The following is a 25,389-nucleotide window of genomic DNA, read 5'->3' on the forward strand; positions in this document are numbered from 1 at the left end:
AGATATTTTTTTGATGATAAATCTTAATGCATAAATAATATCTTCCCAACCCAAAACATTATGTTTGGAGTTTCAACTAACACATTCATAACATTTTTACATACAACACTTTTTATATTTTTTCCCACTTCCACAAGGGCACGGATCATTTCTACCCACCTTAATTTCAGATGAGTTTTTAATTATTGAATTTTTGTACTCTTCAAAAGATTTTAGTATTTCTTCTTCCTCAAATGTTTCTGGTTGAAATTTACTCTCTTCCTGAAACATTTCATATTTTTTAATTAATGATCGAACTTCATACTTATAAGATTTGTCGGCTAACGGATCCAAATTAGCTAAATATTGCTGAAAATCTCCTAGGTAAGCAGGATCAACTCTTTCAGCTTCATTTAATTTAATTATTTCATGAAAACAATCATCCATTTCTAAATCCATAACTATTTCTATGAACATCGCATTCAAACTACTATCTACAATATGATCCTCTTCAGTAGTAGCATAAAAATGAAGAACTTCCTTAAATAATTGCAATACATATTTTTTTCTTATTGGGTTTTCAAATACGATGCAAGCTATACCTTTTATCATGGCCAATCTAGCAAAAGTATCTAGTTTGGTTTCCATTAAATATTCTTTTACAATCTCTAAATCATCTTTAAATACTTTATAACAAGCTTCATAAAGCCAATCTGTTGTTTCATAGCCAAAATAAACATCGTAAAATTCATCTGATTGTTTTAAAAGGTTTAGTAAAACATCTTTAAAATTTTCCGCATCAATTTCAGCCAGTATATTTACAGAATTTATCACATGATTTGCTTGAAATTCTGAAGCCTTAAAATGGTTAAACCTTAAAATACTATCTTCTAATGAAGAATATAAATCTTGTTTGAGGGTAATCTCTGGAAGTGATAATATTGACTTCAGTGTACTTAATTCTATTTCATCATAATAATTATACAAAAGTTTCATCTCTTTTGGATGATGAAATACTGGTGGCTTTTTTTTATTTCCATTAGTCACTCTAAATTCCGTCACAAATGGTAAAGTATCTCTAATTTCCTGATCTCTTTTTTGTCGTTCTTCGATTTTGTTGATCATAAGTTCTTGCTCGAACCTAGCTAGCCACTTATCATCTTCAGGAAGATTTTTCATTACATCTTTTATCTCTTTAATTATTTCTTCCACCCTATCGAAATTTTTGATATCCAAAAGATATTTAATAGCAAGTGAATAGAATGATACAAATTCTGTATAATGAAAAACATCTCTATGTGGTGCTAAATCTGCTAAAAATAAATTTTCTCCTAATATTTCTTTTACATTATTTATAGCACCATTTTCCAAATAATATACCGCTAGAGTTAATTTACCAAATAAATAATCTGGATGTTCTTTTATTGTTTGAAGTGCAATTTCGTAACACTTATCCTTTTCTCCTCTTTTTTGATATAATGTAAAAAGATAATTTTTGAAACTTGGTATATGAGGGTATTTCTCAATTGCATTTTTTAGTTTTTTAATTGTCGACTTGTAGCCCTTAAATGCTTCTTGATGTAACTCTTTTATAAGAATCTTTTCCTCTGAAGTGTAATCATTTTTTAGAGGTTCGTTAGTTATTATTATTTCTTTTAAATTCATCAAAGTCTATTTATTTTAATTTACATTTTTTCAATATCCCTTCATTATTCACATTCAATCGCTTAAACTAAAAAAGACCTTTATATTAATCAGTATAAACAGTAAAGTTTTTTCAATAAAAAATCATTTTAATAGCACTTAACAAATATATTATATGCAAATAAGAAAAAATATTTTTTGATTAGAATTCAAGTATAAAAAAACCCAAGAAAACATTCTTGGGTTTCTGTATCAAAAGCCTAGGAATTACTCCTAGGAATATTAAATTACTTCTCTCTCGACATCGAATATGGAGCAGATTCCACTGCAGAACCCCATGCCTTATTAGGTTGAGGACCCATTTCAAATTCAATTTTACCACCCGCCATGATTTGATCATGTGTTAAGTAAGTTAAGTTGAAGTCTTTTCCATTCAATTTAGCCGATTGGATATATACATTTTCTTCGCTGTTGTTGTTAGCGATTACTGTAAATGTATTTCCATTTTCTAACTTCATTGATGCTTTTTCGAATTCTGGAGATCCGATAATGTACTGACCTGTACCAGGAGCAACAGGATACATACCTAAAGCAGAGAATACAAACCAAGCAGAAGTCTGACCGTTATCTTCGTCACCACAAAGACCATCAGGTGTTGGGCTGTAAAGATCTTTCATCACTTTTCTTGTCCATTTCTGAGCTTTCCAAGGCTGACCTACATAGTCATATAAGTAAATACCGTGTTGGATAGGTTGGTTACCATGTGCATACTGACCAGTTCCATATTTTTCATCAGCTACTTTCATTTCTGTGATCTCGTGGATTTCGAAACCATAGTAATCGTGGTTAGCAATTGATGGAGTTGAGAATACTGAATCTAATTTAGCAGCAAATGCGTCTCTACCACCCATTAAATCAGCTAAACCTGCTGGATCGTGGAATACCGACCAAGTGTAGTGCCATGAAGAACCTTCCGTGAATGCTCCACCCCATGCTTCAGGAATGAACGGCGTTTGCCAAGAACCATCTTTCATTTTTGCTCTCATGAAATTAGTTGATGGATCAAATACATTCTTATAGTTATTTGCTCTCTTCTTAAACAAATCAATTTCTGATTGTGGCTTACCAAGTGCCTCAGCTAATTTACTGATAGTGAAATCAGCGTAAGCGTACTCTAAAGTTCTTGCAGTGTTTTCGTGAATACCTACATCATAAGGGATATAACCTAAGTCGTTGTAGTAATCTGCACCCATTCTACCTACAGAACCTAAAGGACCTTGTTGGTTAGAGTTTTTGATAATAGCCTCATATAATTTTTCGATATCATAACCGCGGATACCTTTTAAGTAAGCATCTGCAATTAATGATGCTGAGTTTGAACCAATCATACAATCTCTATGGCCAGGAGACGCCCATTCTGGTAACCATCCACTTTCTTCGTAAGTGTTTACCAAACCAGCCATAATCTGACCATCCATTTCTGGGTACATTACAGTGAAGAATGGGAAAACTGCTCTAAACGTATCCCAGAATCCATTATCAGTAAACATATATCCGTCTCTTACTTCACCATTGTATGGACTGTAGTGAACTAATTTATTGTTTGCGTCATACTCATAGAACTTTCTTGGGAAAAGTAATGTACGGTACATCGAAGTATAGAAGTTTTGTTTAGATCTCTCTGAACCACCTTCTACTTTTAACTTATTAAATTCTGTATTCCACTCTAACTTAGCAGCATCAAATACTTGAGCGAAAGTTTTGTCACCAATCTCTCTATCCAAGTTAATTTGCGCTTGTTCTGGAGAGATAAATGATGAAGCCACTTTAGCAGTCACAACTTCACCTTCTTTAGTATCAAACTTAACATAAGCTGCAGTTCTATATGCTTCTACTTCTAATGCATTAGAAGACTCTTTACCGTTCCAAGTACCTTGAGTAGTGAAAGGCTTATCAAATTGTACTACAAAATAATTGGCAAAATTTTCTGGAACTCCACCTGAATTATTTTTAGCAAAACCGATAATTTTATTTTCTTCAGGAATCACCTTTACATAAGAACCTTTATGGTATGCATCTAACAATACGATAGATTCTGATGATTTAGGGAAAGTGAATTGGAATACCGCACCACGAGTGGTTGGAGTTACCTCTGCTGTAGTATTGTAAGACTCTAATTCAACTTTATAATAATGTGGTTTGGCAATTTCAGTTTCATGAGAATACTTTGATTGACGTTCTTTTTCTTTAAACTTCACTTCGCCCACCATTGGGAAGATAGAAAAAGCCGCATAATCATTAATCCATGGTGAAGGCTGATGCGTTTGTTTTAAACCATTAATGCTATCTTTTTGATACATATAGGCCCAACCGTCTCCGTTTTCATTGGTTTGAGGTGTCCAGAAGTTCATACCCCAAGGAGTAGCCACAGCTGGATAAGTATTACCTGTTGATAATTTAAAATCGGATAAGGTACCCACTTGAGTACTCACGTATGGAGTTAAATCAAGAAGTTCTTCTTTTGAGTTATCTGTTGAACAAGCCGTTAGTAACGCTGCAAGACTCAACCATATTAGATTTAATGATCTCATTTCCTGTTAATTATATTATTTATTTATGCTCAATTTTAATTGATTCGATCAGTTATTTACAGTATCAAAATATACCTTTAATATCCCGCCTTCCATAATTTGGGAATATGTTATAAGGTTATTATTTAATTTTTTATCGTTAAAAGTCACTTTAGAAACTTTATTATTCAATTCCGTTCTGTTTTTCGTTTCTATCACTAAATTTTTCCCATTCAATAGATCCAAACTTATTCTATTGAAAATTGGAGCATCTATCTGATAGGTTTCATCAATATCTGTCAGTCTAAAACCCGTAGAAATAAACGAAAAGTACTCTACATTTAATGAGTCAATTGAAGTGTTTTGTTGTAATTTTTTAGAAGTAAAATCTACTTTCCCGTAGGAATTAGTAGTGATTTTTGAAGTGAAACCCATTAAAGGATTGCATTCTTCGATTTTATCAAAAGGGTTAAAATGATGACTGAAGTAAACTCCAGAATAGAATTTTTCATTTTGAAGATCACTTCCACCCTCTAAATAAAATTTCCCAAATAGACTTTCCCATTCATTCTGAGCATTGTTCACAGCCAAAGAGAAAGAATTATGGCTTTCTGACCTCAATATATTTTTAGCTTCTCTGATACTTTTTTCTGAGAATGCCACCTTTACTTCAACAGCTTCATTTTCGTTGGTCATAAACGTAGCTACCCCTTTTAATTTCTTACTGTTAAGCTTTAATTTATTGGAGATTTTTTGATTATTGATTAAACGAAAACCATAATAATCTTTGGTAAACTTAATAGCAAAATAGACCTTAACTGCTTTGTTATTTTGTTTTATAACATTGTAACCCAATACCTCTCTTGGCGATGTAGTATATAATTGTGCATCAATTATCTTACCTGCATTTTTAATTGTTGGATCAATAATAATCTGAGCACTATTTGTATTCGGAAAGGTGTATTTTTGAAAAGCCACATTTTTTCCTGTAGTAAATACAGCAGTAATGTCTTCTTTAGGTAAGTAAACTTCAAAAAAACCTGGTTCTACAATGCTTTTTTGTGTATCTATTTGTAATTCAGGACTGATAAAATCAGCGTTATTATCGATAATTTGAGTGGTTGTCGAAATTGAAATTTGCCCCATCAAATCCTTCTTATTTTCTAACTTGGCTTGCATGAAAAATCCTTGATAAACACTATCATTAAGATAAATGTCCTCATTAGATTTTTTATTTTCAACTAAAGGGAATTGTACGATGTTAGACGTAGGCATACTCACCCCATAATACGGTGTTGTGGTAGTATTAAAAAATACTTTCACTTGATTAATGGGCTTAATCAATTCTTTTTCCTTTACTTCTTGTTTGCATGAGAAGAAACAAAAAGTAAAAATAAATATAAAAAGAAGTAAATATTCTTCTTCATGAAGAAAGATATTATGGTATGGTTGCAAAAACACGCACTTCCGTGCAACTATGTGCAAGATATTTCTATAACTAGAATATTCAAAATTACATTTATTATTCTGCTTTTAACTTTAGATTTATTTGACTAAAAAAATATAAATCAAATATGATATCAACTTCTGTAGATAAAGTGATCAATCGGGTGAATGAATAGAATTACTTAAAAGCTTAGGATTCCTGTTATTTTATTTTAGATAATTGCGCAACTTAAATTGTTAATTGACAACCAATAATCAAGTGAATAACAATAAATAATAGGCAATTAAAACTTTTGGAATGCAGATTGCATAAATATAATGTAACAACAAATTTATAGTAATTTTCTAAGAATATGCTGCATTAAATTCTTAGTATAATAAATAAAAATGGCTAGGCAACTACTAATACTTTTATCACTAAACTTTGCCTTTTTCATCGGAACAACTACTAAAGCTCAGGATGCACACTTATCTCAGTATTATGCTGCACCCCTATACTTGAACCCAGCATTAGTAGGAACGGCAGGTGATGGAAGAGTAAATATGAACTACAGAAACCAATGGGTTGGAGTTCCATCGAACTATTCCACCTTTATGGCTTCATTCGATACCCCAATCCCAAAGAAGAATATTGGTTTAGGTGTTACTCTACATCAAGATGTAGTTGGTACTAACTCTGGCTCCATTATGGACCGTTTTGTGATGAACTTTTCTGGAGGGTACAATCTGAAACTAAATAAAAAATATACATTAAGCTTTGGTCTTCAATTGGGTTTTGAACAATCTTCTTTAGGGTTTTATAAACTGTTGTTCGGAGATCAAATTGATGATGATGGTATCACGGGTGATCCTACAAAAGATAGAGTCGATAGAGAAAGTCATATCTATCCAGATATTTCAAGTGGTGCACTTTTATATGGCAAAGACTTTTGGTTTGGTTTATCCGTCTATCACATGAATCAACCAAAAATTACAAGATTTACTAACGGAACAGATTACTTACCTGTTCGATTTTCAGCACATGCAGGCTATAGAATTCCCCTAACCTATCGCTGGCATGGAACAGTTGCAAACTACGATGATCGCACAGTAAGTTTCATGATGCACTATCAATCTCAAGGCAAAAAAGATCAATTAAGTACTGGTGTAAATCTAAACTACAAACCGATCATTTTTGGTGTCTGGTACAGAGGTCTTGTTGTAAAATCAAACGAAGATCCAAGTCAGTTTAACCATGATAGTATTGTATTCATGTCCGGTGTTCAAGTGAAGAGATTTACCATCGGTTATAGCTTCGACCATCCTATTGGAGGTTTACAATTTGCCGAAGGTAATTCACATGAATTATCCATTAGATACGATCTTAATTTTTATCCGAATTATAGAAAAAAGAAGAGAAAAGGAAAAGTTGGAGTGCCAACTGACAAATGTCCAATCCCTAATCTCTAACAGCAATAGCAATGAAACTAAATTTACTATACATAACGTTTTTACTAATTCTAACAACAGGACTTACCAACAACACCTTTTCTCAAAGGTTAATGCAAGGTAATCCCCCTTCTGGTACTGATATCTCTGGAGGAGTTGTTGAAGCCTGCGACTTTTTGCTCACTTCATTTTATGTAGATGATCAAGGTTTAGGACCTATTACTAATTATAGTTGGAATTTCGGTAATGGAAATACATCGACACTAGCAAATCCTACAGAGGCATTTACAGACAATAGTGGTTCGATAAAAGATTTTACGGTAACGGTATCTTTCACACAAGGTGGTACTACAAAAACTTTAAGTACAACTGTTCGACTTAAACCCATCCCAACAATCGATTTTGAATCGGATGTAGAAACTGCCTGTGATGGTGCTAGAATCACCTTTACAAAAACCACAAATATTGATTTAGCGAATTATGAATTCATTATTGATGGTAAAAGTTACCAAGATGGTCAACAATCACATCAATTGGCTCCAAAAGCAGATGGTTATGATGTCTATCTAGTTGGTGAAACACTCGATGGATGTAAAGTAGAAACGTTTAAGCAAACTTATATCAACATTACAGAGAGAATCTACACTACTATTGATCCAACAATTGTTTCAAGTTGTCAGAGTACACTCACTCAAACCTTTACTGCAGAAACTTTTCTAGTAAAGGACGATTCTCCTGCTCCTGATATTACTTATACTTGGAATTTTGGTGATGGCACTACCTCAACAGATCAAAATCCAACACATACTTTTGATATAAGCAATGGTAAAAATTATACGGTTTCTGTAACAGCAACAAACGGTGGTTGCGTAGATACACAAATAGCAAATGTGTATTTGGGAGTATCAGAAAATATGTTTGATTACACTCCTCCGGCAACTTTTTGTGCTACCTATCCAGTGACTTTTAGACCTCAATTACCGGCTGATTTAGATGGAGAGCAAATCACATGGAATTTTGGTGATGGAACCATCGTTACTTCAAACGTACCTAATAATGTTGTTCATGATTTTTCGAATACAACAGGTGCTCCTGTAAATTATACCGTTACGGCTACTTTAGATAATGGATGTACTTGGTCTGAAATTGTAACAGTACCATCAATGGTATTATCTGATATTTCAATTACAGCAGACAATACATTGTTCTGTTCGGATAATTTCTCGGTAAATATGAGCATCAATAATTTACATGATGTAAACAATTACTTTTGGAGAATAAGAGAGACAAATAGTACAGATTTCCCTAATAACCCGAATCCAACATTCACATTTAATGCGGGTGGTACTTATACCATTCAATTAATTGCTAACGATAACGGAGAGTGTTTAATCGATGAGGTAGAAGTAACTTCTACTCCTATCGACACACAAATTGTGGGTGTAGGCGTTGGTGTTAACTGTGCACCTTATTCAACTACGCTATCTTATAATTTAAGTCAAGGTGGTATAGCAATACCCGATAATTCTGTGTCTAGAACATGGACCGTAACTGGTAGAACAAATGGGGTCAACCTAACAGGAACGGGGACCACTTTCCCTGTAAACAACCTTACGGCAGACGATTATGACGTTACAGTTGTATTAGATTTTGGAGGAGGCTGTACCTCTACAGATACAAGAGTGATCAATGTAGGAGAGCAAATTGATCTTGATTTTACTTTCTTCCCTGGTCCAGCGATCTGTAATAATACAACAGTAGATTTCACGAATACATCAGATAGGAAAGGAATTCCTGATGCTGACATACAATATTACTGGGATTTTAATGTACAAGGTGCCCCCAATTGGCAAGCGGCAGGAAATGTAAACGGTAATTCTTCTCATACATTCAATGAATTGGAAGCAGGTTTTTATACCATTGGTTTCTATGCCGTTCAAAATGGCTGTGAAGCCGTTCCAGTATTCAAACAAATTGAGGTGATTACTCCAAGAGCTAATTTTGATATGGAAATGTCATTGGCTTGTGATCCAACATCAATTACTATCGATAATTTATCTACTGGTGCAGAAGCGGGAGGTAATTATATATGGGATATTTCTGTAAGTGGAACAGGTGGAAACAGAACTACTCAAATTATCACTACAAACATAAACGAAGATATACCTAATCACCCTGACTTTTTAGGTTTAAATATTGATTTTGGTGATCAAGTAACCGCATTATTGACAGTTCAAAACTCAGCTTCAGTACCTTCAGTAACTCCACCAAACTTTTGTGTTGATGATTACGAGGTCATCATCACTATTCCAAACAAGCCTCCTCCAATGAATCCTCGTTGGGGATTGGCCAATAATAATTACACTAATCCTACTGAAATTTGTTCAGGTACAAGATTATATTTTGATCCTGCTGTAAATAATAATACTTACCCTGGTAGTTACTTTTGGAGATTTACCAATTTAACTACAGGCACAGAGTACACAAGAACCAATCGTAGACCAAATTTAGAATTTAACGAAGGAGGCGATTGGGAAATTGAAGTCACTGTAAATTATAATAATTCTGGCTGTACAGAAACCATCACTACTGGACCGTTCACAGTATATGAAATGGATTTCAGAATTGATGATGATGTAGATAATGTATGTATAGGCGAGCCTATCACTTATTTTGTAGAACCCGGCTATAAATTAGAAGCACCAAACATTACTTGGGTTTGGGAAGTGAATGGCACTGATGTAAGTTCAGGTTCAGGACCTGTAGTAGATGATTTAGTATGGGTATATAATGATGTTTTAACCCCTCAAAGCGACCGTCATAGAGTAAGATTAAAAGTATATTCTGATATTTGTGATAGAAATTCTAATACAGAAAGAACAAGAGTAACACAACCTGTACTTGATTTCACAGGACCTATTGAAGATTATGTCTCTTTTGCTTTCAGATGTGATTATATCGAAACGTATATTGATCCAAACATTAATACGAACACAGTTTATAATCCTTGGAACTCTGATTTCATCTGGGAATTAGAGTATCCTGATGGCACAAAAACACCTATTACTCCTGACGGAATCGACAATTATATTTTCCGTTTTGATAATCTTACACTCGGAACATACAAAGCATTTTTAGCAGTTACTGACGATAATGGTTGTACTACTTTAGACAGTCTAACTTTTGATGTCCCTGAAATTCCATTCAGCAGAGCCGCTTTCACGCCTTCAGAAGAAGAATTAGCTTGTCCAGGTTTTATTAATTTCACCGACCTTGCTGATGGCACAGATGGTAACACAATTCCTAGACAAGATGCCAATGGAAATGAAGTGAGTATTTCTGATTGGGTATGGAGTGTAACGCTTAGCGATGGTACTGTATACACTAAAAACGATGATCAAGGTGAATTTAGTTATTATTTTGAGCCTGGTGATTACAAAATCAGCATGGCTGCTCAAGATACTGAAGGATGTATCTTGTATGCCGATAGTATGAGCATCAATGTGGGTGGTGTAAAAGGAGATATCTACATTCATAAAAAAATTGGCTATTGGCCTTTAAATACCAATTTAGAAGCTATACCTGCAGACGTTTCAGGGGAGATTCAATCTATTGAATACTTATGGACTCTAGGTAATGGTGGAGCAGCAAGTGGTCAAATACCAAATGTAGATTATGAACCTGATTGGTCAGTTATACCTAATTCATCAATTAGTTACTTCCCTTTCCTATTCTTTAATTCATCAATTATATTGGTGAATGGTGACACAGTAGAATGTAGGTATCAAGCGTACGAAGATCCTTTAAATTATGTCACTATTTTAAAGAATCCTGAAGTAGAAATCGATGATATTTTCATTTGTACTACTGAAGGAGATACAACGATCAATGCATTCGATCCGAATTTCCAACTAACTGATATTGATACAACTCACTACAGTTATAAAAGTGAAATATTCTACCAATGGTATGTGGATGGTCAGTTAATTCCAGCAATGGATGGTGGAATTGATTCCACTATCACTTTAACTTACTGCAAAGACACTACAAACTGTGGATATTTTGATATCAATCCAGACGATGTAGATGGTAGAGACTATACGTTAGAAATATGGTTAGATGCAGAATATATTGATAAGGTAGATCCAACTCATAATCATACTGATCAAAGAGTGGGTTATTCCACAAGAACATTTAATGTAAAATACGATCCTACTCCTGTAGCAGTACTTCCAACATTAAATCCAATTTGTTTATCAGATTCTATTTACATTGATGCTAGTAACTCTGGCTTCCAACCTTATACAAGAGGTAATATCACTGAGTACCGTTGGAATATTACATCAGCAAATTCTTATTTAAAAGATACCATCACCACTGAGCCTGAATTAGGAATCATTTTCCCAGAAGAAGGTGATTATGATGTTCAGTTAACCGTTGTATCTGATAATATTTGTGCAGACTCTACAGTGAGTCAAACACTCAGAGTAAAACCATTGCCTGTAGTAGACTTTGAAGCTCAAGAGGTTTGTATTGGAGATGAAATGCTTTTCAATAATCTCACTACATTTGAGGGCACTGAAATTTCTACTGATCCAAGTATCATTCAAGAAGTAAAATGGTATTTTGATGTTGACAACTCACCTAATGATGTGGGTTCAACAGATATTAACCCATTATATGCTTATCCTGCACCAGGTACATATAATGTACTATTGGAAGTCTTCACATTAGAAGGTTGTATGGAATCCTTCTCTAAGGAAGTGATTGTGAGAGAGCTTCCAACCATTACAGTGAGTGATAGTTTGTATATCTGTTTCGGCGATCAGGTAACATTATCCGTAAACGGAGGAACTACTTATGAATGGTCTACTGGTGAAACTACTCAAGATATTACCGTAGCGCCAATAGCTGATTCTTTATTTGTAGTCAAAGCTTGGAATCAATACAATTGTTTGACTATCGATAGTGTAAAAGTATTTGTTATACCTGACTTCAGAGAGCGTCAAACGATCTTTGTAGCATGTGAAGGTGAAGAGATTACTTTTGATGCAAGAATCAATGATTATGATGGCACTGTTGAATCTTTCGAATGGGTGGATAATGAAAGTACAGATCCAACGCTTACTGTTTCTACTCCTGGAGATTATACTGTAATTAATACGATTACTAGACCTGATGGCGGATCTTGTACATTTACTAAGACGTTTACGGCTAGATTTAATCCTCTTCCTAATGAGTTTGCTGTAGATACATTAGTACACTGTTTCTCGGATGGCCCTATTACGATTGATGCCCCAACAGGTCCTTCATATGCCTATGTTTGGGATTCAGGAGAAAATACTCCATCTGTCATTAAAAATGCACCAGGCACTTATACGGTGACCATTACGGATACATCGGACACCACAAATTGTTCAACAATAACAAGTGTAGTTGTATTTGATCCACTTACTGATGCTGCATTTAATTTCACCCAAGTTTGTTTAGGTACTGAGACTGAATTAACAGCTCAATATGAAAACTTGGATGGATTGAAAATCGAGTATCAATGGACATTAGGTACATATGAATCAATTACAACAGACACTCCTAATTTAACTTATGAATTCCCAGATTTTGGTGATCATGAAGTTACCTTAGTGGTCAATCCTATCGGTGGGTGTCCATCTCCTGCAGTTACCCAAACTGTAACTGTTTATGAACTTCCGGAACCTTCTTTTGATGTGGACGAAATTTGTATTTATGGTGAAGCGGAATTTAATAATAACACCACCTACCAAGGAGTAAGAGCCCTAGAAGGAGGTTTTGATATTGCGTTAATCGAATGGGATTTTAATTATGATGGTTCTACGCCAAACTTCACTTCTAATGAGTTCTCTCCTAGAAATGCCTATAATGAATCAGGAACGTTTACCATTCTATTACAGGTCACTACAACAAATGGTTGTACAAAACAATTTATGAATACACTTGTAGTGCACCCTGAACCAGTTATTACACTTACAGAAGACACTTACATTTGTGAGGATGATCAAATTACTTTAGAAGCAAGTGGTGGTTCAACATATTATTGGGAAGGTTTAGGCCTCACTGATAATAAAATTACTGTGGATCCAAAAGAAGATCAGACCTATGTAGTTCAAGTAACATCTGCTGCAGGATGTGTATCTTATGATAGTGTTACAGTCTATGTTATTCCTAAAATAAAATTAGAAGACACCTATTTTGAAGTTTGTGAAGGAGAAACTGTTGAGTTAAATGCTAACATTGATGATTATGATGGTGTTAGTCAAGATTTTGTTTGGTCAAATGGAGAAACATCGGATGTGATTTATGTTGATCAGCCAGGTACATATACTGTAAGTAATACAGTGACGCATGAAAGTGGGAAAGAATGTGTACTTACACAAAGTTTTGAGGTTGTACACCGTCCTTTACCAGCAGAATTTGCGGTAAAAGAAAGAGTTATTTGTTTCGATACAGAAAGTCAAATCATTTTAGAAGCTCCTCAAGGAAATAACTTTGTTTACTATTGGGAAGATACTGGCGAAACAAGTTCAACAGTGAGTAGAACTGAAGAAGGGGAATACACCGTTTATATCATTGATGAAAGTTACGACACAGATTGTGAAACAATTACAAGTGTTGTTGTTGATGATATTTGTCCTCCTAGATTAATAGTTCCAACAGCGTTCACTCCAAACTACGATGGTACCAATGATGAGTTCTTAATTCGATCTAAATATGCCACTGACATTAAATTAAATATCTATAACCGTTGGGGAGAAATTATTTTCAGTAGAACATATGCAGATTCTAAAGAAGCGAGAACGGAAGGAAATGGTTGGGATGGTATGTATAGAGGTAACTTAGTAATGGGTGGTGTCTATACTGTTATTGTGGAATATTTAAGTGAGTTAGATGGAGAAAATTATAGAAATTCTACTCCTCTAACTGTTATCAGATAGTTTTAGGGACATTGTTCTTTTATTAACGTAGTTCGGTAGGGACGTTGCAGTGCAACGTCCGTACGGAGCAACCTCCATATAGAACAATGTCCCTATAATTTTATTACTTCTCCTCTAATTCTTGAATAGTTTTCTGCATAATAATATAATGCAGTTCTTGAACATCATTTCTATCAATGTTACTCATATCAAACTCCCAATCTTGACCATTAATCAAAGTGATTGTTAAGGTATTTTTATTTAGGTTTGATGATTGAATTTGACGATTTAAAAAACGGATGCCTTTTTTTGAGTTTACTTTTATCAGCAATCCAGTTGAATTAATTTCAACATAATGTTTCCAAAAAACCATTTTTAGCTGATAAGCCATCAGAATAATAAAACCAATTACCATTAGAATATTATTGTACAAGGGTAATAGATTATTCTTGATAAAACCTCCTCCTACAGAAACACATAATATTGATAAGATATAAACACATATCTGAACATAAGTATTTACTTTAAAGAATTTAATTTTCTCCATTTTCATTTATTTTTTTCGGTACAAAATTAATAACCTATTGTACAGTTTATAAAATTCAGAATAAAAAAAGTCGGATAAACTAATTTCTAAAATAAATTGTTTAATATATGTAAATAAACAACTATAAGTACTGTTATGGTAAAAATTATCTCCGATTTTAATTTTGATGAAAAATTATCTTTCATCAAAGTAATAGAAAATATGATTCACGCTGACTGCAAAGTTGAACAGGAAGAATTAATGTATTTTGAGCAATTGAAAAAAAGGTTAAGTTTTACTAATGATTTCGTTGAAGAGGCTAAAAGATTAGATACCATGAAATGTGTTGAAATTTTAAAACTGATGTCAAATTCAAAGAAACAAATTGTCTATGATTCATTAGTTGAATTGGCAAATGTAGATGATGAATTTCATCCTAATGAAAAAGTGCTAATTGACAATCTATGCCAATTGATTCATTTTAAACCTCAGGCTAATTCTTGGAGATCCTCTTAATTTTTCTGATATTCATTGTTAACCAACACCAATACAATGACACTATCGAATTATTTAGCTGAACTTTCACAAGATCAACTTCTCTATTTTTCACTTCCTATATTTTTCATCGCAATTATAATTGAAGTAAAAGTAGCCAAAGAAAAATATAACCGAAAAGATACAAGCGTATCCCTTTTAATGATGCTTTTTGCTGGAATAATTGAATTTATTCCCAAGCTTATAGCATTTATAGTCTTTATATATCTACATGAGATCAGTCCTTTAAAAGATATAATACAAAGACAATGGTGGGCATGGTTATTACTTTTCTTTTGTGAAGATCTCTCCTATTATTTTTTCCATAGACTAAATCACGAAATAAGACTTTTTTGGGCAGGGCATGTCACTCATCATTCCTCAGAGTATCTTAATTTTGGCACGGCCTTAAGACAAGGTGTTGGAGAAAGAATACATAAATACTTTTTTTGGTTATGGCTACCTCTTCTAGGTTTTGATCCATTAATGATTTTCACAATGATGGGACTCAGCTTATTTTATCAATTTTGGGTGCACACCGAATTGATCGATAAGTTGCCAAAGTGGTTTGAATATTTTTTTAATACTCCTTCCCATCACAGAGTTCATCATGCATCTAACATTAGATATTTAGATAGAAATCATGCTGGAGTTTTAATTATTTGGGATAGATTTTTTGGTACCTATGCTGAAGAGCTTAAAGAAATTGACCCTCCTGTTTATGGACTTACTGAAAATATTAATACATTCAATAAGTTCAAGGTGGTTACCCATGAATATCAAAACCTTTGGAGGGACATCAAAAGTGCTGATCGTTTTACTGATAAACTTCGGTATTTATTTAAAGCACCGGGTTGGAGTCATCTAGGTGATGATAAAAGGGCAAAAACTTTAAGAAGACAGTTATCAGAAGATCAGGAGAAATCCAAGATTATCCTTTAACTCCGAGCTTTAAGAAAATAGGGAATTTCACCTCTCTTTTGGTGTTTTCTCCCCAAATATTTTTCAAGTTTTCCATCAATTCCTGAACAGGATCATGTGTTGGATTGGCTTTTAAGTACGTCTGAACACTAGTCCAAGTATGAATAAATCCATACAATTGCTCCAAATCCCAATTGACAGTCATATCTACATATCCTTCGTTTGAGATCACTTCAAAATCAAAGGGTACGTTTTTATATTCCTCCTCTAAAATTTTACGTTCTTGATCCCAGAAAGGGCCAATTACATCATAATAGAAATAGTTGATCATTTCATCAATTTCATCATTCACTTTAAAAAGGTTATATCCAAAACAAGCTATAGTACCTCCTTTTTTTAATAATCTAAAAGCCTCTTTATTAAAGAGTTCTAGATCGAACCAATGCAAAGCTTGTCCAACGGTAATTAGATCAAAGTACTCATCTTTAAATTGAGTTACTTCAGCCCTACTTTCTATGTACCATATATTTTTTTGGGATTCAGCATTATTGATCTGATTTTTACTGATATCAATTCCAATGACTGAATTAAATTTTTTAGATAGATGAATAGCGACTTGTCCGTTTCCTGTACCACAGTCTAAAGCTGTTTCAAAGTTTTTGGTATTCTGATATATATATTCAAAAATACTTGATGGGTATTTTGGTCTAAATTTTTTGTAAGTAGAAGACGTTGTGGTGAATCTGTCAATAACCTGTTTCATCGTTAATAGTTTATGAGAAAATGAGAAAGAATTTAAAAGCCTAAAATCAATAGACTCAAGTTTTTAAGTATTATATACTCAAAATAAATTCAATGTTTTTGAGATGCAAATAAACAGGTAATTAATCATGTTATTTCACTAAAAAAGTAACAATACTACTATTTTTAAAATAAACATTGAAGTATTTTGACTTTGCAGTTGATGCCGGAACTTCTGCTATCAATTTATTACCGCTTTTTGAAAATTTCACTTTCAAAGCATATTTACTATCATCATATGCGAACAATAAATCATTTTGATTATTTACATTGGTGAACACCATCTGAAAAGCTTTCTTACTTTTGACTTCTTTATTTAGAGGCTGAACTAATTCAACATGAGATAGAAAATAGTCCAAATAAAATAACGGATAATCGTAAAATGTTTTCTTATTTACATTAATCAATTTGTCACCTTCAGAAGAAGGATAATGATTTAGAATAAAATCTTTTGGAGGCATCATGAAATAAGTACCTGTATAATTCTTTACAAATTGCTGATTAAAGTCTACACTTCCTGCACCCCATGTAGCATCTACTAAATATTTTTCTCCTTTAATGGTAATTATATTCCAAGCATGATCGTTAGGTATCTTATCGACTGTTTTTTTGGGAAGGTCAGAAACAAAAGCTTTACTGGTACCATTCACAGTATAGCACTCTACTCCTGTCTTTTCACACAAAATTTCGAATAAGGTAGAGTACCCATCACATACCGCTTTTCTTGATCTAATGGCCTTCTCGGCTTTTTCGATTCTTATTTTCTCGAGCTTTTCTAATTTTTCGGCTTCCGTTTTATAGGTAAACTTATATCCTCTTTGTGGATTCTTCCAAGCATCGACATCATAAGCTATAGTATTAGCGATAAAACAGTAGATTGCTCTACTTTTATCTAAAGGATCGGTATATTTTTGGTTGATTTTTGTGGCCAATACATCAATATCTTTCACTTTTAGAAAACGCTGCATCACATATTCATCAACAGCTTTAAGATCTTGTGCTAAAAGGGATAGCGATAATAAATTGAAAAGTATAATTGATATAAATTTTGCCATTTTAGTCGATTATAGTTCTAAAAGTTAAGTTAATGCGAGGTGTGTTCACTTTTTTTGTTTTTGGTAAAGCATGCATCCAATGTTCTTGAATTTCGCCCTTCATCAATAACAAAGCACCATTTTCTAATTGAAGATCGATACGTTCTTTTGAAGCTTTATGTTTGAATGAAAATTTCCTAGTTGCTCCAAATGATAAAGAAGCTATGGTTCCTCTTGGTTTTAATTCTTTTTCGTTATCCGTATGGTAAGACATTCCTTCCTCACCATTATGATAATAATTAAGTAAACAAGAATTAAAAGTAGTGCCTGATATGCCTTGTACTACCTTTGATAAATCATTTAATACTTCTGTATAAGGCAAGGCCACTTTTGTATTTTTTGAGTAAGTATATTCGTACGGCTTTAACCCATACCACCCTACTTTCCGTTTGGTAATGATTTCTTTTCCAAACATCCTGATTTTATCGTGTTCCCAATGTATTTCATTGGCTAAAATTTCGAAATATTCATCACTTACTGTTTTGGAAAACAGATGAGGATAGTATGCTATAATACCATCATAAGGTAGCTGTATATCAGAGGGTGTATAGGTCATAAAATATCAATCTATTTCACCATCCATTGTTTAAATTTACTTACCTTTTCTTTGGGGATAATGATCTCAATTTGCTCATCACTTTTTATTCTGAGTACCCACTTCCCGTTGTAATGTGGTTCAATACTTACAACTCCATTAATATTTACAATAAACTGACGGTTCACTCTAAAGAAGTATTCTGGATCTAACTCTTTCTCAAGCTTATCTAAAGTTAAGTCAATATGACCACTGACACCATTATCTTGATGAACGAAAACAGTTTTATTTTCAGATTGGAAAGCATGAATTTGATTCACTTCTGCAATAGTTAGATTGGTAGGGTAATTTACCCATATTCGCTGTCTAAATGATATCTCTTGTTGTTCTACTCCTTTAGCAACATCTTTGATTGTTTCATTAGATAAGTGATTAATAGTATTGTTATTAAACTTTTCTAATGACTTTTCAATATCACTTTCGTTAATGGGTTTAAGAAGGTAGTCAACACTATTTACCTCAAATGCCCTTAATGCATAATCATTATATGCTGTAACGAAAATGATTGGCACTTTTAGGTCAATATCTTTATAAATATCGAAGCTTAAACCATCCGATAATTCGATATCAGAAAAAATTAAATCGGGTAGATCGGATTTACTATTAAAAAACTCTTTACCCTCTTCCACAGATTGTATAGGAAAAATAAACTCAGCACTTGGCATCACTTTTTCGATACACTTTTTTAAATATCTCTGTGCTGGAATTTCGTCTTCAATAATTAATATCTTCACCTTTTATTGTTTTTCGTCTATAAGTGGAACTTTAACCTTAAAATACTCTTCATTTTCCTCTACTACAACCTCCCCATCTAAAAAGTTCTTGTAGGCTTCCTTTAAGAAAGTTAAGCCAATTTTATGAGATTGTGGCTTTTGTGGTTTCAACTGTTTATTATTTATAACACTTATGAAACCATCTTTAACTTCAATTTCAATTGTTAGAGGTTTTCGAACTGTGGCCGTATTATGTTTAAAACAATTTTCTAGTAGCAACTGTAATGCAAGCGGTGGAATTTTCAATTCCATTTGTGTACTATCAATGTTTTCTTTCAGTAATAGTCCATCTCCTAATCGAACTTGATGAATTCTGATGTTCCTCTTCATAAATTCCCATTCCTCTTTGAGGGGCACCAACTCTTTATCTTTGCTATCCAATACATAACGATAAATATTAGATAGATCCAATACGAAAGTCTTGGCAGATTGAGGATCATAATCTATTTCTGAGACTAAAACATTAAGACTATTGAATAAAAAATGTGGATTCAACTGAGATTGTAAAGCTCTGTTTTCCACTTTCAACTTTTCTTGTTTTAGTTCAGCTATTTGCAATGAAGATGTTCTCCATTTTCTAAGAAAATCGTCGGTTACAGCTAATGAAGAATATAAAAGCAATACGATGCATTGATTCAACGCAAGAACAACTTCTTGTTTTCTAAACTGAAAAGGATTTTCTTTTTCATTAATAATCCCCAAAAGTACAATTGAGATATAAAAAAATAAAAAACTTAGAATACAAAGAAATACTAATTCTATGGTGATTCTTAAGTGAGGTTTATCTCTAATAGAAAAGTTATCCATGTACTTAGATATACGCTTTCCTACATATACAGTCCCATTAAAATAAATCAAATAGATATAAGTAATAGGAAAGAAAAACATTTCCCTGATATAAAAGTCATCAGATACAGACCAATAAGTAAATAAGAATAAAATTATTGATACAAAAAAGGTAAGTACCGGAGATAACCAAGGATAATCTTTTTCTAGTATTGTCATGAAATAGTACGGTGTAAGCGTTATTACTAAAATCTTAAGGTAAATTCACTACCCTCATTTAATGCTGTTTTAAGCGTTAATCGACCATTATTTCTACGCATTATTTGTCTTGATAAACTAAGTCCAATACCTACGTGGTCTTTCTTTGTGGTATAAAACGGTATAAATATTTTGTTCTGAGCTTCCGAATCAATTCCAGATCCATTATCAATAATTCTGATGATAGGCTTGTTCTTATTCTCATCCTGAGTACTTCTTATGACCACGGATGCTCGTTCAGCACCTGAAGTCTCTAGCTCCTCCACTGCATTTTTTACAACGGCATCAATCACCGATCTAATTTGCAATGGATCTGCCGTCACTAATATACTTTCTTGCTGTAATTGAAGTTCGAACTTCACATTAGGATAAGTCGATTGATAAGATTCAACGGCTTCTTCACAAAGTTTATTGACATTGAAATGTTCAAATTGACTTTCTCTTAAATGTGCTAACACTCTAAAATTCTCCGCCAAAGTAGAAAGTGATGAAACTCGATGTGAAATGGTTTCCATAGGAGAAATTAAATCAGAAATTTCTTCTTTGGTAGGCACCTCTTTGTCATAATTATCTTTTAAGTATTCAAGTTCTCCTTTCACAGTATCACTTAAAGACGCAACAGGTGCAATAGCATTCATGATTTCATGAGTAAGCACAGAAATAAGAGCTTCCCAAGCTTGTATCTCCACTTTCTCCACCTCTTCTTCTACTCTTGATATACTGTAAACATGAATCATTTCTCCTTTTACATACAAGAGCATTTTTTGAACTACAACCCTTTCTGGTGCATACATTCCAGGAATAGTACAGTGATAAATACCTTCCTCATCTTTGTTATTAAAGATATTGAATAATTCTTCTGATATATCTTCGAAATCCAAAACGTGAGAAGACTTTACTCCTGTAAAAAGACGTTTGGTTGTTTTGTTCGAAAAAACCACTTTACCGGATGTATCAAAAGCCACAATTGCGGTATCTAACTGCTGTGCGATTGATTTATAAAATTGTAAATCAGATTCTCTTTGTGATCTTTTGTCCCTAAACCTGTTTAATGCTTTTTGAAAGGTTTTATTTAAATCATCTTTTGCCTCGTTGGTATTATTGATGGTAAACGTCTGTGTCAGATCATCATAATTAATGGAATCTAAAAACTTTCGTAAATCAAAAGCAATACTATTTAATTTTTGCAATAAAAGCCATACTTGATACCATATTAATGCAAACACAAATACGGCATTGGCAATTAATTCTTTTTGTAAAAAGAAACTAAATATAAAGGCACTCAATACGATTAAGAAAACACGTAAGGAGACCTGAAGTCTAAATTGTTTAAAGACCATGTTTTTCTAATCTACGGTAGAGAGATGCACGCGTTAAACCTAAAGATTTAGCCGCTTTAGAAATGTTTCCAGAGTATTTACTTACAGCTTTTTGGATCATCATTTTTTCAACAGTGTCCAAATCAAATTCTGATAAGTCGAAATCTTCTTCTTCCTTTTTCTTTTCAACCAAGAAAGTAAAATCTGTTGGCTGTAATGTATCGGTATCTGCCATAATTACTGCTCTTTCTAAAGCGTGTTGTAACTCCCTTACATTACCTGGCCAATAATATTTCTGAAGCTTCTTCATAGTAGAAGCTGCTACTTTCATTTTTCCTTTACGATATTTATTAGCGTATATCTTTAAGAAGTGTGCCACTAATAAAGGAATGTCCTCTGCCCTATCTCTTAAAGGTGGTAAATGAATTTCTACAGTGTTAATACGATAAAGTAAATCTTGTCTAAATTCTTTATTTTCCACCATTTCATATACCGGCATGTTGGTCGCACACACTAAACGGATATCAACAGGGATCGTTTTATTATCACCCACTCTAATTACTTCTCTCTTTTGCAAGACAGTAAGCAATTTAGATTGTAAAGTCATTGGCAAGTTACCAATTTCATCGAGGAACAAGGTTCCTTTATTTGCAATCTCAAATCGACCAGCGCGATCTTCTCTAGCATCGGTAAACGCCCCTTTTTTATGTCCAAATAATTCTGATTGAAAGAGTGTTTCTGAAATAGATCCCATATCCACTCCAATAAAGACATTTTCATGTCGTAGTGACTGTTCGTGAACGGCTCTGGCGATTACTTCCTTACCTGTACCGTTTTCGCCAAGGATAAGAATATTTGCATCCGTTTTACCTACTTTAGAAATAAGAGCAAACACTTTTCTCATGGCCGGGCTATCACCTATTACAATACCCTCAGAACCAGGCATTTTATTTAATGCAGTAGATAATTCTGTTTTTTCTTCTTTTAGGGATTTTACTTCTTCGTACGATTTTTTTAATCGAACAGCAGAAGTTAATGTCGCAATAAGTTTTTCGTTATTCCATGGTTTTAGTACAAAATCTGTCGCTCCTTGTTTTACAGCATTTACAGCAGTTTCTACATCACCGTATGCGGTAATCATAACGACGACTGCATTTGGATCTATTTCTAATATTTGCTCCAACCAATGAAACCCTTCTTTTCCAGAAGTAGTATCTTTTGTGAAGTTCATATCCAAAAGAATAACATCATAGCTATCGTTCTTTAATAAAAACGGAATTTTACCTGGGTTACTCTCTACTTGAACCAAATCTGCATTCTTTTTTAATAACATTTTGGCTGCCAACAAGATATCTTCGTTGTCATCTATTACTAGAATTTTTCCAAGGGGCTTACTCATTATTTCGACGGTGAATTTTAATTTGATTGTACGTTTATGGACAGAACAATTAAAGAATAAAAAATTTATGAAAAAAATAAGTGATACAATATTTTTGTTTTATCATGTTATTTCTAACAAAAACATCAATTTGTTAGTGGATTTACTAGCAAATCAATAGAATATTAGGTGATTTACAATTGATAAAAATAAGAGTTCCCTCGTTAAGATTCATTCAATAATTTTTTGTAACAATTTCTATAAATTTGAGGTATATAAATACATAATATTACTTATAAGGAACACTATAAACATAAAACGATGACTAAAAAGTTAATTGGTACGATTCTTCTTGCTGCAGGTGTTTCACTAACATCTTTAGCAGACAACCCAATCACTAAAAAGAACAAAGTGAGAAAGGGTTACAAAACAACAACAGTACAGAAAACTCAAAAGAGTATTTCAACAAATGAAGATGTAGCTGTTGTTAGAAAGAACCGCAAAGGTGCTTACCACATACAAAACCACGCTGGCGTAAATACTTTGGCAGAAGCACAAGGTGTAAATGCTGGTAAAACAGTTGATCAAACAACTGCAAAATATCCATACATGAAATGGAGTAAATAAAAGAATTATGAAGCCTGTGAGAAATCTCAGGCTATTTTTATTTCTATTGATGAATCGAAACTCAGAAGTTTGTTTTAAAACAGAAAAAATATAGTCTCAAAATCTTAAAAAAAAGAGGTAGTCATATACAAATTATGACTACCTCTTTTACTAATTTCTTGTGTGTGATATTTAAAAGGTTAATTTTTTAGTCAAGTATGAATTTACTAAGCCAATGCTTAGAAAACTCAATGCACCAAAAGAAAATACTAGAACTAATAATAAACTGCTGTAAGACATTCCTTCTACAGAATATGTATTCAGAAGAAGTAATAAACCTAAAACAAAGTTTATTAAGGACAATCGGTAGTAATTTAAATGATCACTGTAAATTAATTGAGTGAAATTTTTTTCTTTCATCAGTAAGATTTTTCAATGTATATCTATAGTAATATGCTAATCAATTCTAAAGACAACCGAAAATTCAATGTGGACAATTATTGACCAGAAAAATATCTCACACAAGGTGAAAAATTTTTATTTGGCCTTAATCCAGTATGTCTAGAGAATAATTTAGTGAATTTGTGATCGTAAGATTTTTCAGAAACGAAACTCTGTTTTATTCTTTTCGATCGTAAGCCAGAGCTAATAAGAACAAGTGTAAAAAACAGTAAGGTGTATAAAGTAATAACGAATTTGAATTTTGTCATATAATAATTTGGGTGGTGTGTTTATTAAGTTAATCAATTCACCCAAATTATTATAATTATCTATTTAAAATTATATGATTTCTAAATTATAAACAGTTCTATTCCATGTATTTCATTTTGATATGATTTTGATTCATAATACCCACAACAACAATGTGATCATCATGCTTTTTGTTATCAAATTTCTTTTCTGCAACTAATGATAAAGTAAGCGTAAACAATGTTACAATACTATATATAATTAATTTCTTTTGTGAGGTTTTAGAATACTTCGACATAATAATTAGCGTTTAATTGTTCATCAGTTTTTTATACCCTTATTACCTGCAAAGTGTTTTTAATTGAAATGATTATGATGTATGATTTCTTAATTAAATCACCAATTGTGAACTATAACATATAAATTCTATATATTTTAAATTAATTTAATTTCCTCTTTTAGATTCTAAAGGATGTTTTTAATATTTTTATAAAATAATTACCTCAAAATTGTACGAAGTAGGTTTAATCCATTATATCTTCATTTTTTACATATGAAACAGTTCTATTATTTATTCTTTTTAATTGGAATGATGCTCTCTTTGAGTGCCTGCCAAGAAAACAAACCACTAGTTTTACATCCTGATAAAACAATTTCAACTTCCACTACAGAAATTCAATACTTTGAGAATTTTGATAAGTTAGCTCCCTTATTTAAACATCAAGATGATACATTAAGAGTAATTAATTTTTGGGCAACTTGGTGCGCTCCATGTGTTAAAGAAATCCCATTTTTCACTGCTTTAGATCAAGAGTTTAAATCACAGAACAAAAAAAGTAAAGTGATGTTGATTAGTTTAGATCTAAGCGAAAAAAACTTAGTGAAATTCATCGATAAAAATAAAATTAATACCACTAGTTATTGGTTGAATGATGCCAATGCTAATTACTGGATTGGTGAAATTGAAAAAGATTGGGATGGTGCTATCCCCGTTACTTTATTTATTAAAGGTCAAAATAAAAAATTCCATTTTGGAGATTTTGAATCTCTAGACGACATAAAAACAATTATAAATTCTATCAAACTTTAAT

Annotated in this window: 18 protein-coding genes; 6 read left to right on the top strand and 12 right to left on the bottom strand. The window is 32.8% G+C overall.

All coding sequences use genetic code 11. The features are described 5' to 3' along the window. Window positions 1–96 precede the first annotated feature (96 nt). The 3 genes from MY04_RS28300 to MY04_RS25455 form a co-directional block, all read right to left on the bottom strand. A complete protein-coding gene (locus MY04_RS28300; protein WP_066215645.1) occupies window positions 97–1,644 on the bottom strand; it encodes an SEC-C metal-binding domain-containing protein in 1,548 nt (515 codons plus the stop codon). Between the two features lie 266 nt (window positions 1,645–1,910). Continuing rightward, the gene (locus tag MY04_RS25450) at window positions 1,911–4,214 is read right to left on the bottom strand and encodes a GH92 family glycosyl hydrolase (protein WP_066215647.1); all 2,304 of its coding nucleotides are present in this window, start codon (window positions 4,212–4,214) and stop codon (window positions 1,911–1,913) included. Between the two features lie 48 nt (window positions 4,215–4,262). After that, on the bottom strand, window positions 4,263–5,516 hold the full coding sequence (locus MY04_RS25455; protein ID WP_158297914.1) for a glycoside hydrolase domain-containing protein: 1,254 nt from the start codon (window positions 5,514–5,516) through the stop codon (window positions 4,263–4,265). Between the two features lie 510 nt (window positions 5,517–6,026). On the opposite strand from MY04_RS25455, the gene MY04_RS25460 reads away from it, so the two are divergent. Together MY04_RS25460 and MY04_RS25465 are read left to right on the top strand one after the other, a co-directional pair. Next, window positions 6,027–7,088 (top strand): PorP/SprF family type IX secretion system membrane protein, encoded by a 1,062-nt coding sequence (locus tag MY04_RS25460; RefSeq protein WP_066215651.1) that lies wholly within the window; start codon window positions 6,027–6,029, stop codon window positions 7,086–7,088. An 11-nt stretch (window positions 7,089–7,099) separates the two neighbouring features. Then, entirely contained in the window at window positions 7,100–14,038 is a 6,939-nt protein-coding gene (locus MY04_RS25465; protein ID WP_084006130.1) for a PKD domain-containing protein, read from the top strand. A gap of 103 nt (window positions 14,039–14,141) precedes the next feature. Here the strand turns inward: MY04_RS25465 and MY04_RS25470 are convergent, their stop codons facing one another. Beyond that, window positions 14,142–14,564 carry a hypothetical protein gene (locus tag MY04_RS25470; RefSeq protein WP_066215654.1) on the bottom strand — a complete coding sequence of 141 codons (423 nt, stop codon included), beginning with the start codon at window positions 14,562–14,564 and terminating at the stop codon, window positions 14,142–14,144. Between the two features lie 135 nt (window positions 14,565–14,699). Between MY04_RS25470 and MY04_RS25475 the strand changes: the two genes are divergently transcribed. Both MY04_RS25475 and MY04_RS25480 read left to right on the top strand, forming a co-directional pair. Then, on the top strand, window positions 14,700–15,059 hold the full coding sequence (locus tag MY04_RS25475) for a tellurite resistance TerB family protein (protein ID WP_066215656.1): 360 nt from the start codon (window positions 14,700–14,702) through the stop codon (window positions 15,057–15,059). 36 nt (window positions 15,060–15,095) lie between these two features. Then, on the top strand, window positions 15,096–16,019 hold the full coding sequence (locus MY04_RS25480; protein ID WP_066215657.1) for a sterol desaturase family protein: 924 nt from the start codon (window positions 15,096–15,098) through the stop codon (window positions 16,017–16,019). Here the strand turns inward: MY04_RS25480 and MY04_RS25485 are convergent. The 7 genes from MY04_RS25485 to MY04_RS25515 form a co-directional block, all read right to left on the bottom strand. Next, window positions 16,009–16,761: a class I SAM-dependent methyltransferase gene (locus MY04_RS25485; protein ID WP_066215659.1), complete on the bottom strand. Its 753-nt coding sequence runs from the start codon at window positions 16,759–16,761 to the stop codon at window positions 16,009–16,011. The genes MY04_RS25480 and MY04_RS25485 overlap by 11 nt on opposite strands. 130 nt (window positions 16,762–16,891) lie before the next feature. After that, the gene (locus MY04_RS25490) at window positions 16,892–17,854 is read right to left on the bottom strand and encodes a transglutaminase domain-containing protein (protein ID WP_066215661.1); all 963 of its coding nucleotides are present in this window, start codon (window positions 17,852–17,854) and stop codon (window positions 16,892–16,894) included. Between the two features lies 1 nt (window position 17,855). Next, a complete protein-coding gene (locus MY04_RS25495) occupies window positions 17,856–18,449 on the bottom strand; it encodes an alpha-ketoglutarate-dependent dioxygenase AlkB family protein (protein ID WP_066215664.1) in 594 nt (197 codons plus the stop codon). 11 nt (window positions 18,450–18,460) lie between these two features. Beyond that, complete coding sequence (locus tag MY04_RS25500; RefSeq protein ID WP_066215666.1) at window positions 18,461–19,222, bottom strand: LytR/AlgR family response regulator transcription factor; 762 nt, start codon at window positions 19,220–19,222, stop codon at window positions 18,461–18,463. 3 nt (window positions 19,223–19,225) lie between these two features. Next, on the bottom strand, window positions 19,226–20,266 hold the full coding sequence (locus MY04_RS25505) for a sensor histidine kinase (RefSeq protein WP_066215668.1): 1,041 nt from the start codon (window positions 20,264–20,266) through the stop codon (window positions 19,226–19,228). 26 nt (window positions 20,267–20,292) lie between these two features. Then, window positions 20,293–21,645, bottom strand: coding sequence for a sensor histidine kinase (locus tag MY04_RS25510; RefSeq protein WP_066215670.1), 1,353 nt, complete (start codon window positions 21,643–21,645; stop codon window positions 20,293–20,295). Then, window positions 21,635–23,026 carry a sigma-54-dependent transcriptional regulator gene (locus MY04_RS25515; protein ID WP_205960559.1) on the bottom strand — a complete coding sequence of 464 codons (1,392 nt, stop codon included), beginning with the start codon at window positions 23,024–23,026 and terminating at the stop codon, window positions 21,635–21,637. The genes MY04_RS25510 and MY04_RS25515 overlap by 11 nt, the downstream gene beginning before the upstream one ends. Window positions 23,027–23,323: 297 nt before the next feature. On the opposite strand from MY04_RS25515, the gene MY04_RS25520 reads away from it, so the two are divergent. Further along, complete coding sequence (locus MY04_RS25520; protein WP_066215674.1) at window positions 23,324–23,629, top strand: hypothetical protein; 306 nt, start codon at window positions 23,324–23,326, stop codon at window positions 23,627–23,629. Between the two features lie 787 nt (window positions 23,630–24,416). Here the strand turns inward: MY04_RS25520 and MY04_RS25525 are convergent. Next, window positions 24,417–24,596 carry a hypothetical protein gene (locus tag MY04_RS25525; protein WP_066215675.1) on the bottom strand — a complete coding sequence of 60 codons (180 nt, stop codon included), beginning with the start codon at window positions 24,594–24,596 and terminating at the stop codon, window positions 24,417–24,419. A gap of 255 nt (window positions 24,597–24,851) precedes the next feature. On the opposite strand from MY04_RS25525, the gene MY04_RS25530 reads away from it, so the two are divergent. After that, window positions 24,852–25,388, top strand: a complete 537-nt coding sequence (locus tag MY04_RS25530) for a TlpA disulfide reductase family protein (RefSeq protein ID WP_084006131.1) — start codon at window positions 24,852–24,854, stop codon at window positions 25,386–25,388. Window position 25,389: the final 1 nt, after the last annotated feature.

Origin of the sequence: Flammeovirga sp. MY04 (genome assembly GCF_001682195.2) — a bacterium.
In the GTDB taxonomy this organism is placed as follows: Bacteria; Bacteroidota; Bacteroidia; order Cytophagales; family Flammeovirgaceae; genus Flammeovirga; species Flammeovirga yaeyamensis.

What these genes read in the sequence shown, in the direction of transcription:
- MY04_RS28300 (WP_066215645.1), bottom strand. Translation starts at nt 1,644, where the DNA reads ATGAATTTAAAAGAAATAATAATAACTAACGAACCTCTAAAAAATGAT.
- MY04_RS25450 (WP_066215647.1), bottom strand. Translation starts at nt 4,214, where the DNA reads ATGAGATCATTAAATCTAATATGGTTGAGTCTTGCAGCGTTACTAACG.
- MY04_RS25460 (WP_066215651.1), top strand. Translation starts at nt 6,027, where the DNA reads ATGGCTAGGCAACTACTAATACTTTTATCACTAAACTTTGCCTTTTTC.
- MY04_RS25465 (WP_084006130.1), top strand. Translation starts at nt 7,100, where the DNA reads ATGAAACTAAATTTACTATACATAACGTTTTTACTAATTCTAACAACA.
- MY04_RS25470 (WP_066215654.1), bottom strand. Translation starts at nt 14,564, where the DNA reads ATGGAGAAAATTAAATTCTTTAAAGTAAATACTTATGTTCAGATATGT.
- MY04_RS25475 (WP_066215656.1), top strand. Translation starts at nt 14,700, where the DNA reads ATGGTAAAAATTATCTCCGATTTTAATTTTGATGAAAAATTATCTTTC.
- MY04_RS25480 (WP_066215657.1), top strand. Translation starts at nt 15,096, where the DNA reads ATGACACTATCGAATTATTTAGCTGAACTTTCACAAGATCAACTTCTC.
- MY04_RS25485 (WP_066215659.1), bottom strand. Translation starts at nt 16,761, where the DNA reads ATGAAACAGGTTATTGACAGATTCACCACAACGTCTTCTACTTACAAA.
- MY04_RS25490 (WP_066215661.1), bottom strand. Translation starts at nt 17,854, where the DNA reads ATGGCAAAATTTATATCAATTATACTTTTCAATTTATTATCGCTATCC.
- MY04_RS25495 (WP_066215664.1), bottom strand. Translation starts at nt 18,449, where the DNA reads ATGACCTATACACCCTCTGATATACAGCTACCTTATGATGGTATTATA.
- MY04_RS25505 (WP_066215668.1), bottom strand. Translation starts at nt 20,266, where the DNA reads ATGACAATACTAGAAAAAGATTATCCTTGGTTATCTCCGGTACTTACC.
- MY04_RS25510 (WP_066215670.1), bottom strand. Translation starts at nt 21,645, where the DNA reads ATGGTCTTTAAACAATTTAGACTTCAGGTCTCCTTACGTGTTTTCTTA.
- MY04_RS25520 (WP_066215674.1), top strand. Translation starts at nt 23,324, where the DNA reads ATGACTAAAAAGTTAATTGGTACGATTCTTCTTGCTGCAGGTGTTTCA.
- MY04_RS25525 (WP_066215675.1), bottom strand. Translation starts at nt 24,596, where the DNA reads ATGTCGAAGTATTCTAAAACCTCACAAAAGAAATTAATTATATATAGT.
- MY04_RS25530 (WP_084006131.1), top strand. Translation starts at nt 24,852, where the DNA reads ATGAAACAGTTCTATTATTTATTCTTTTTAATTGGAATGATGCTCTCT.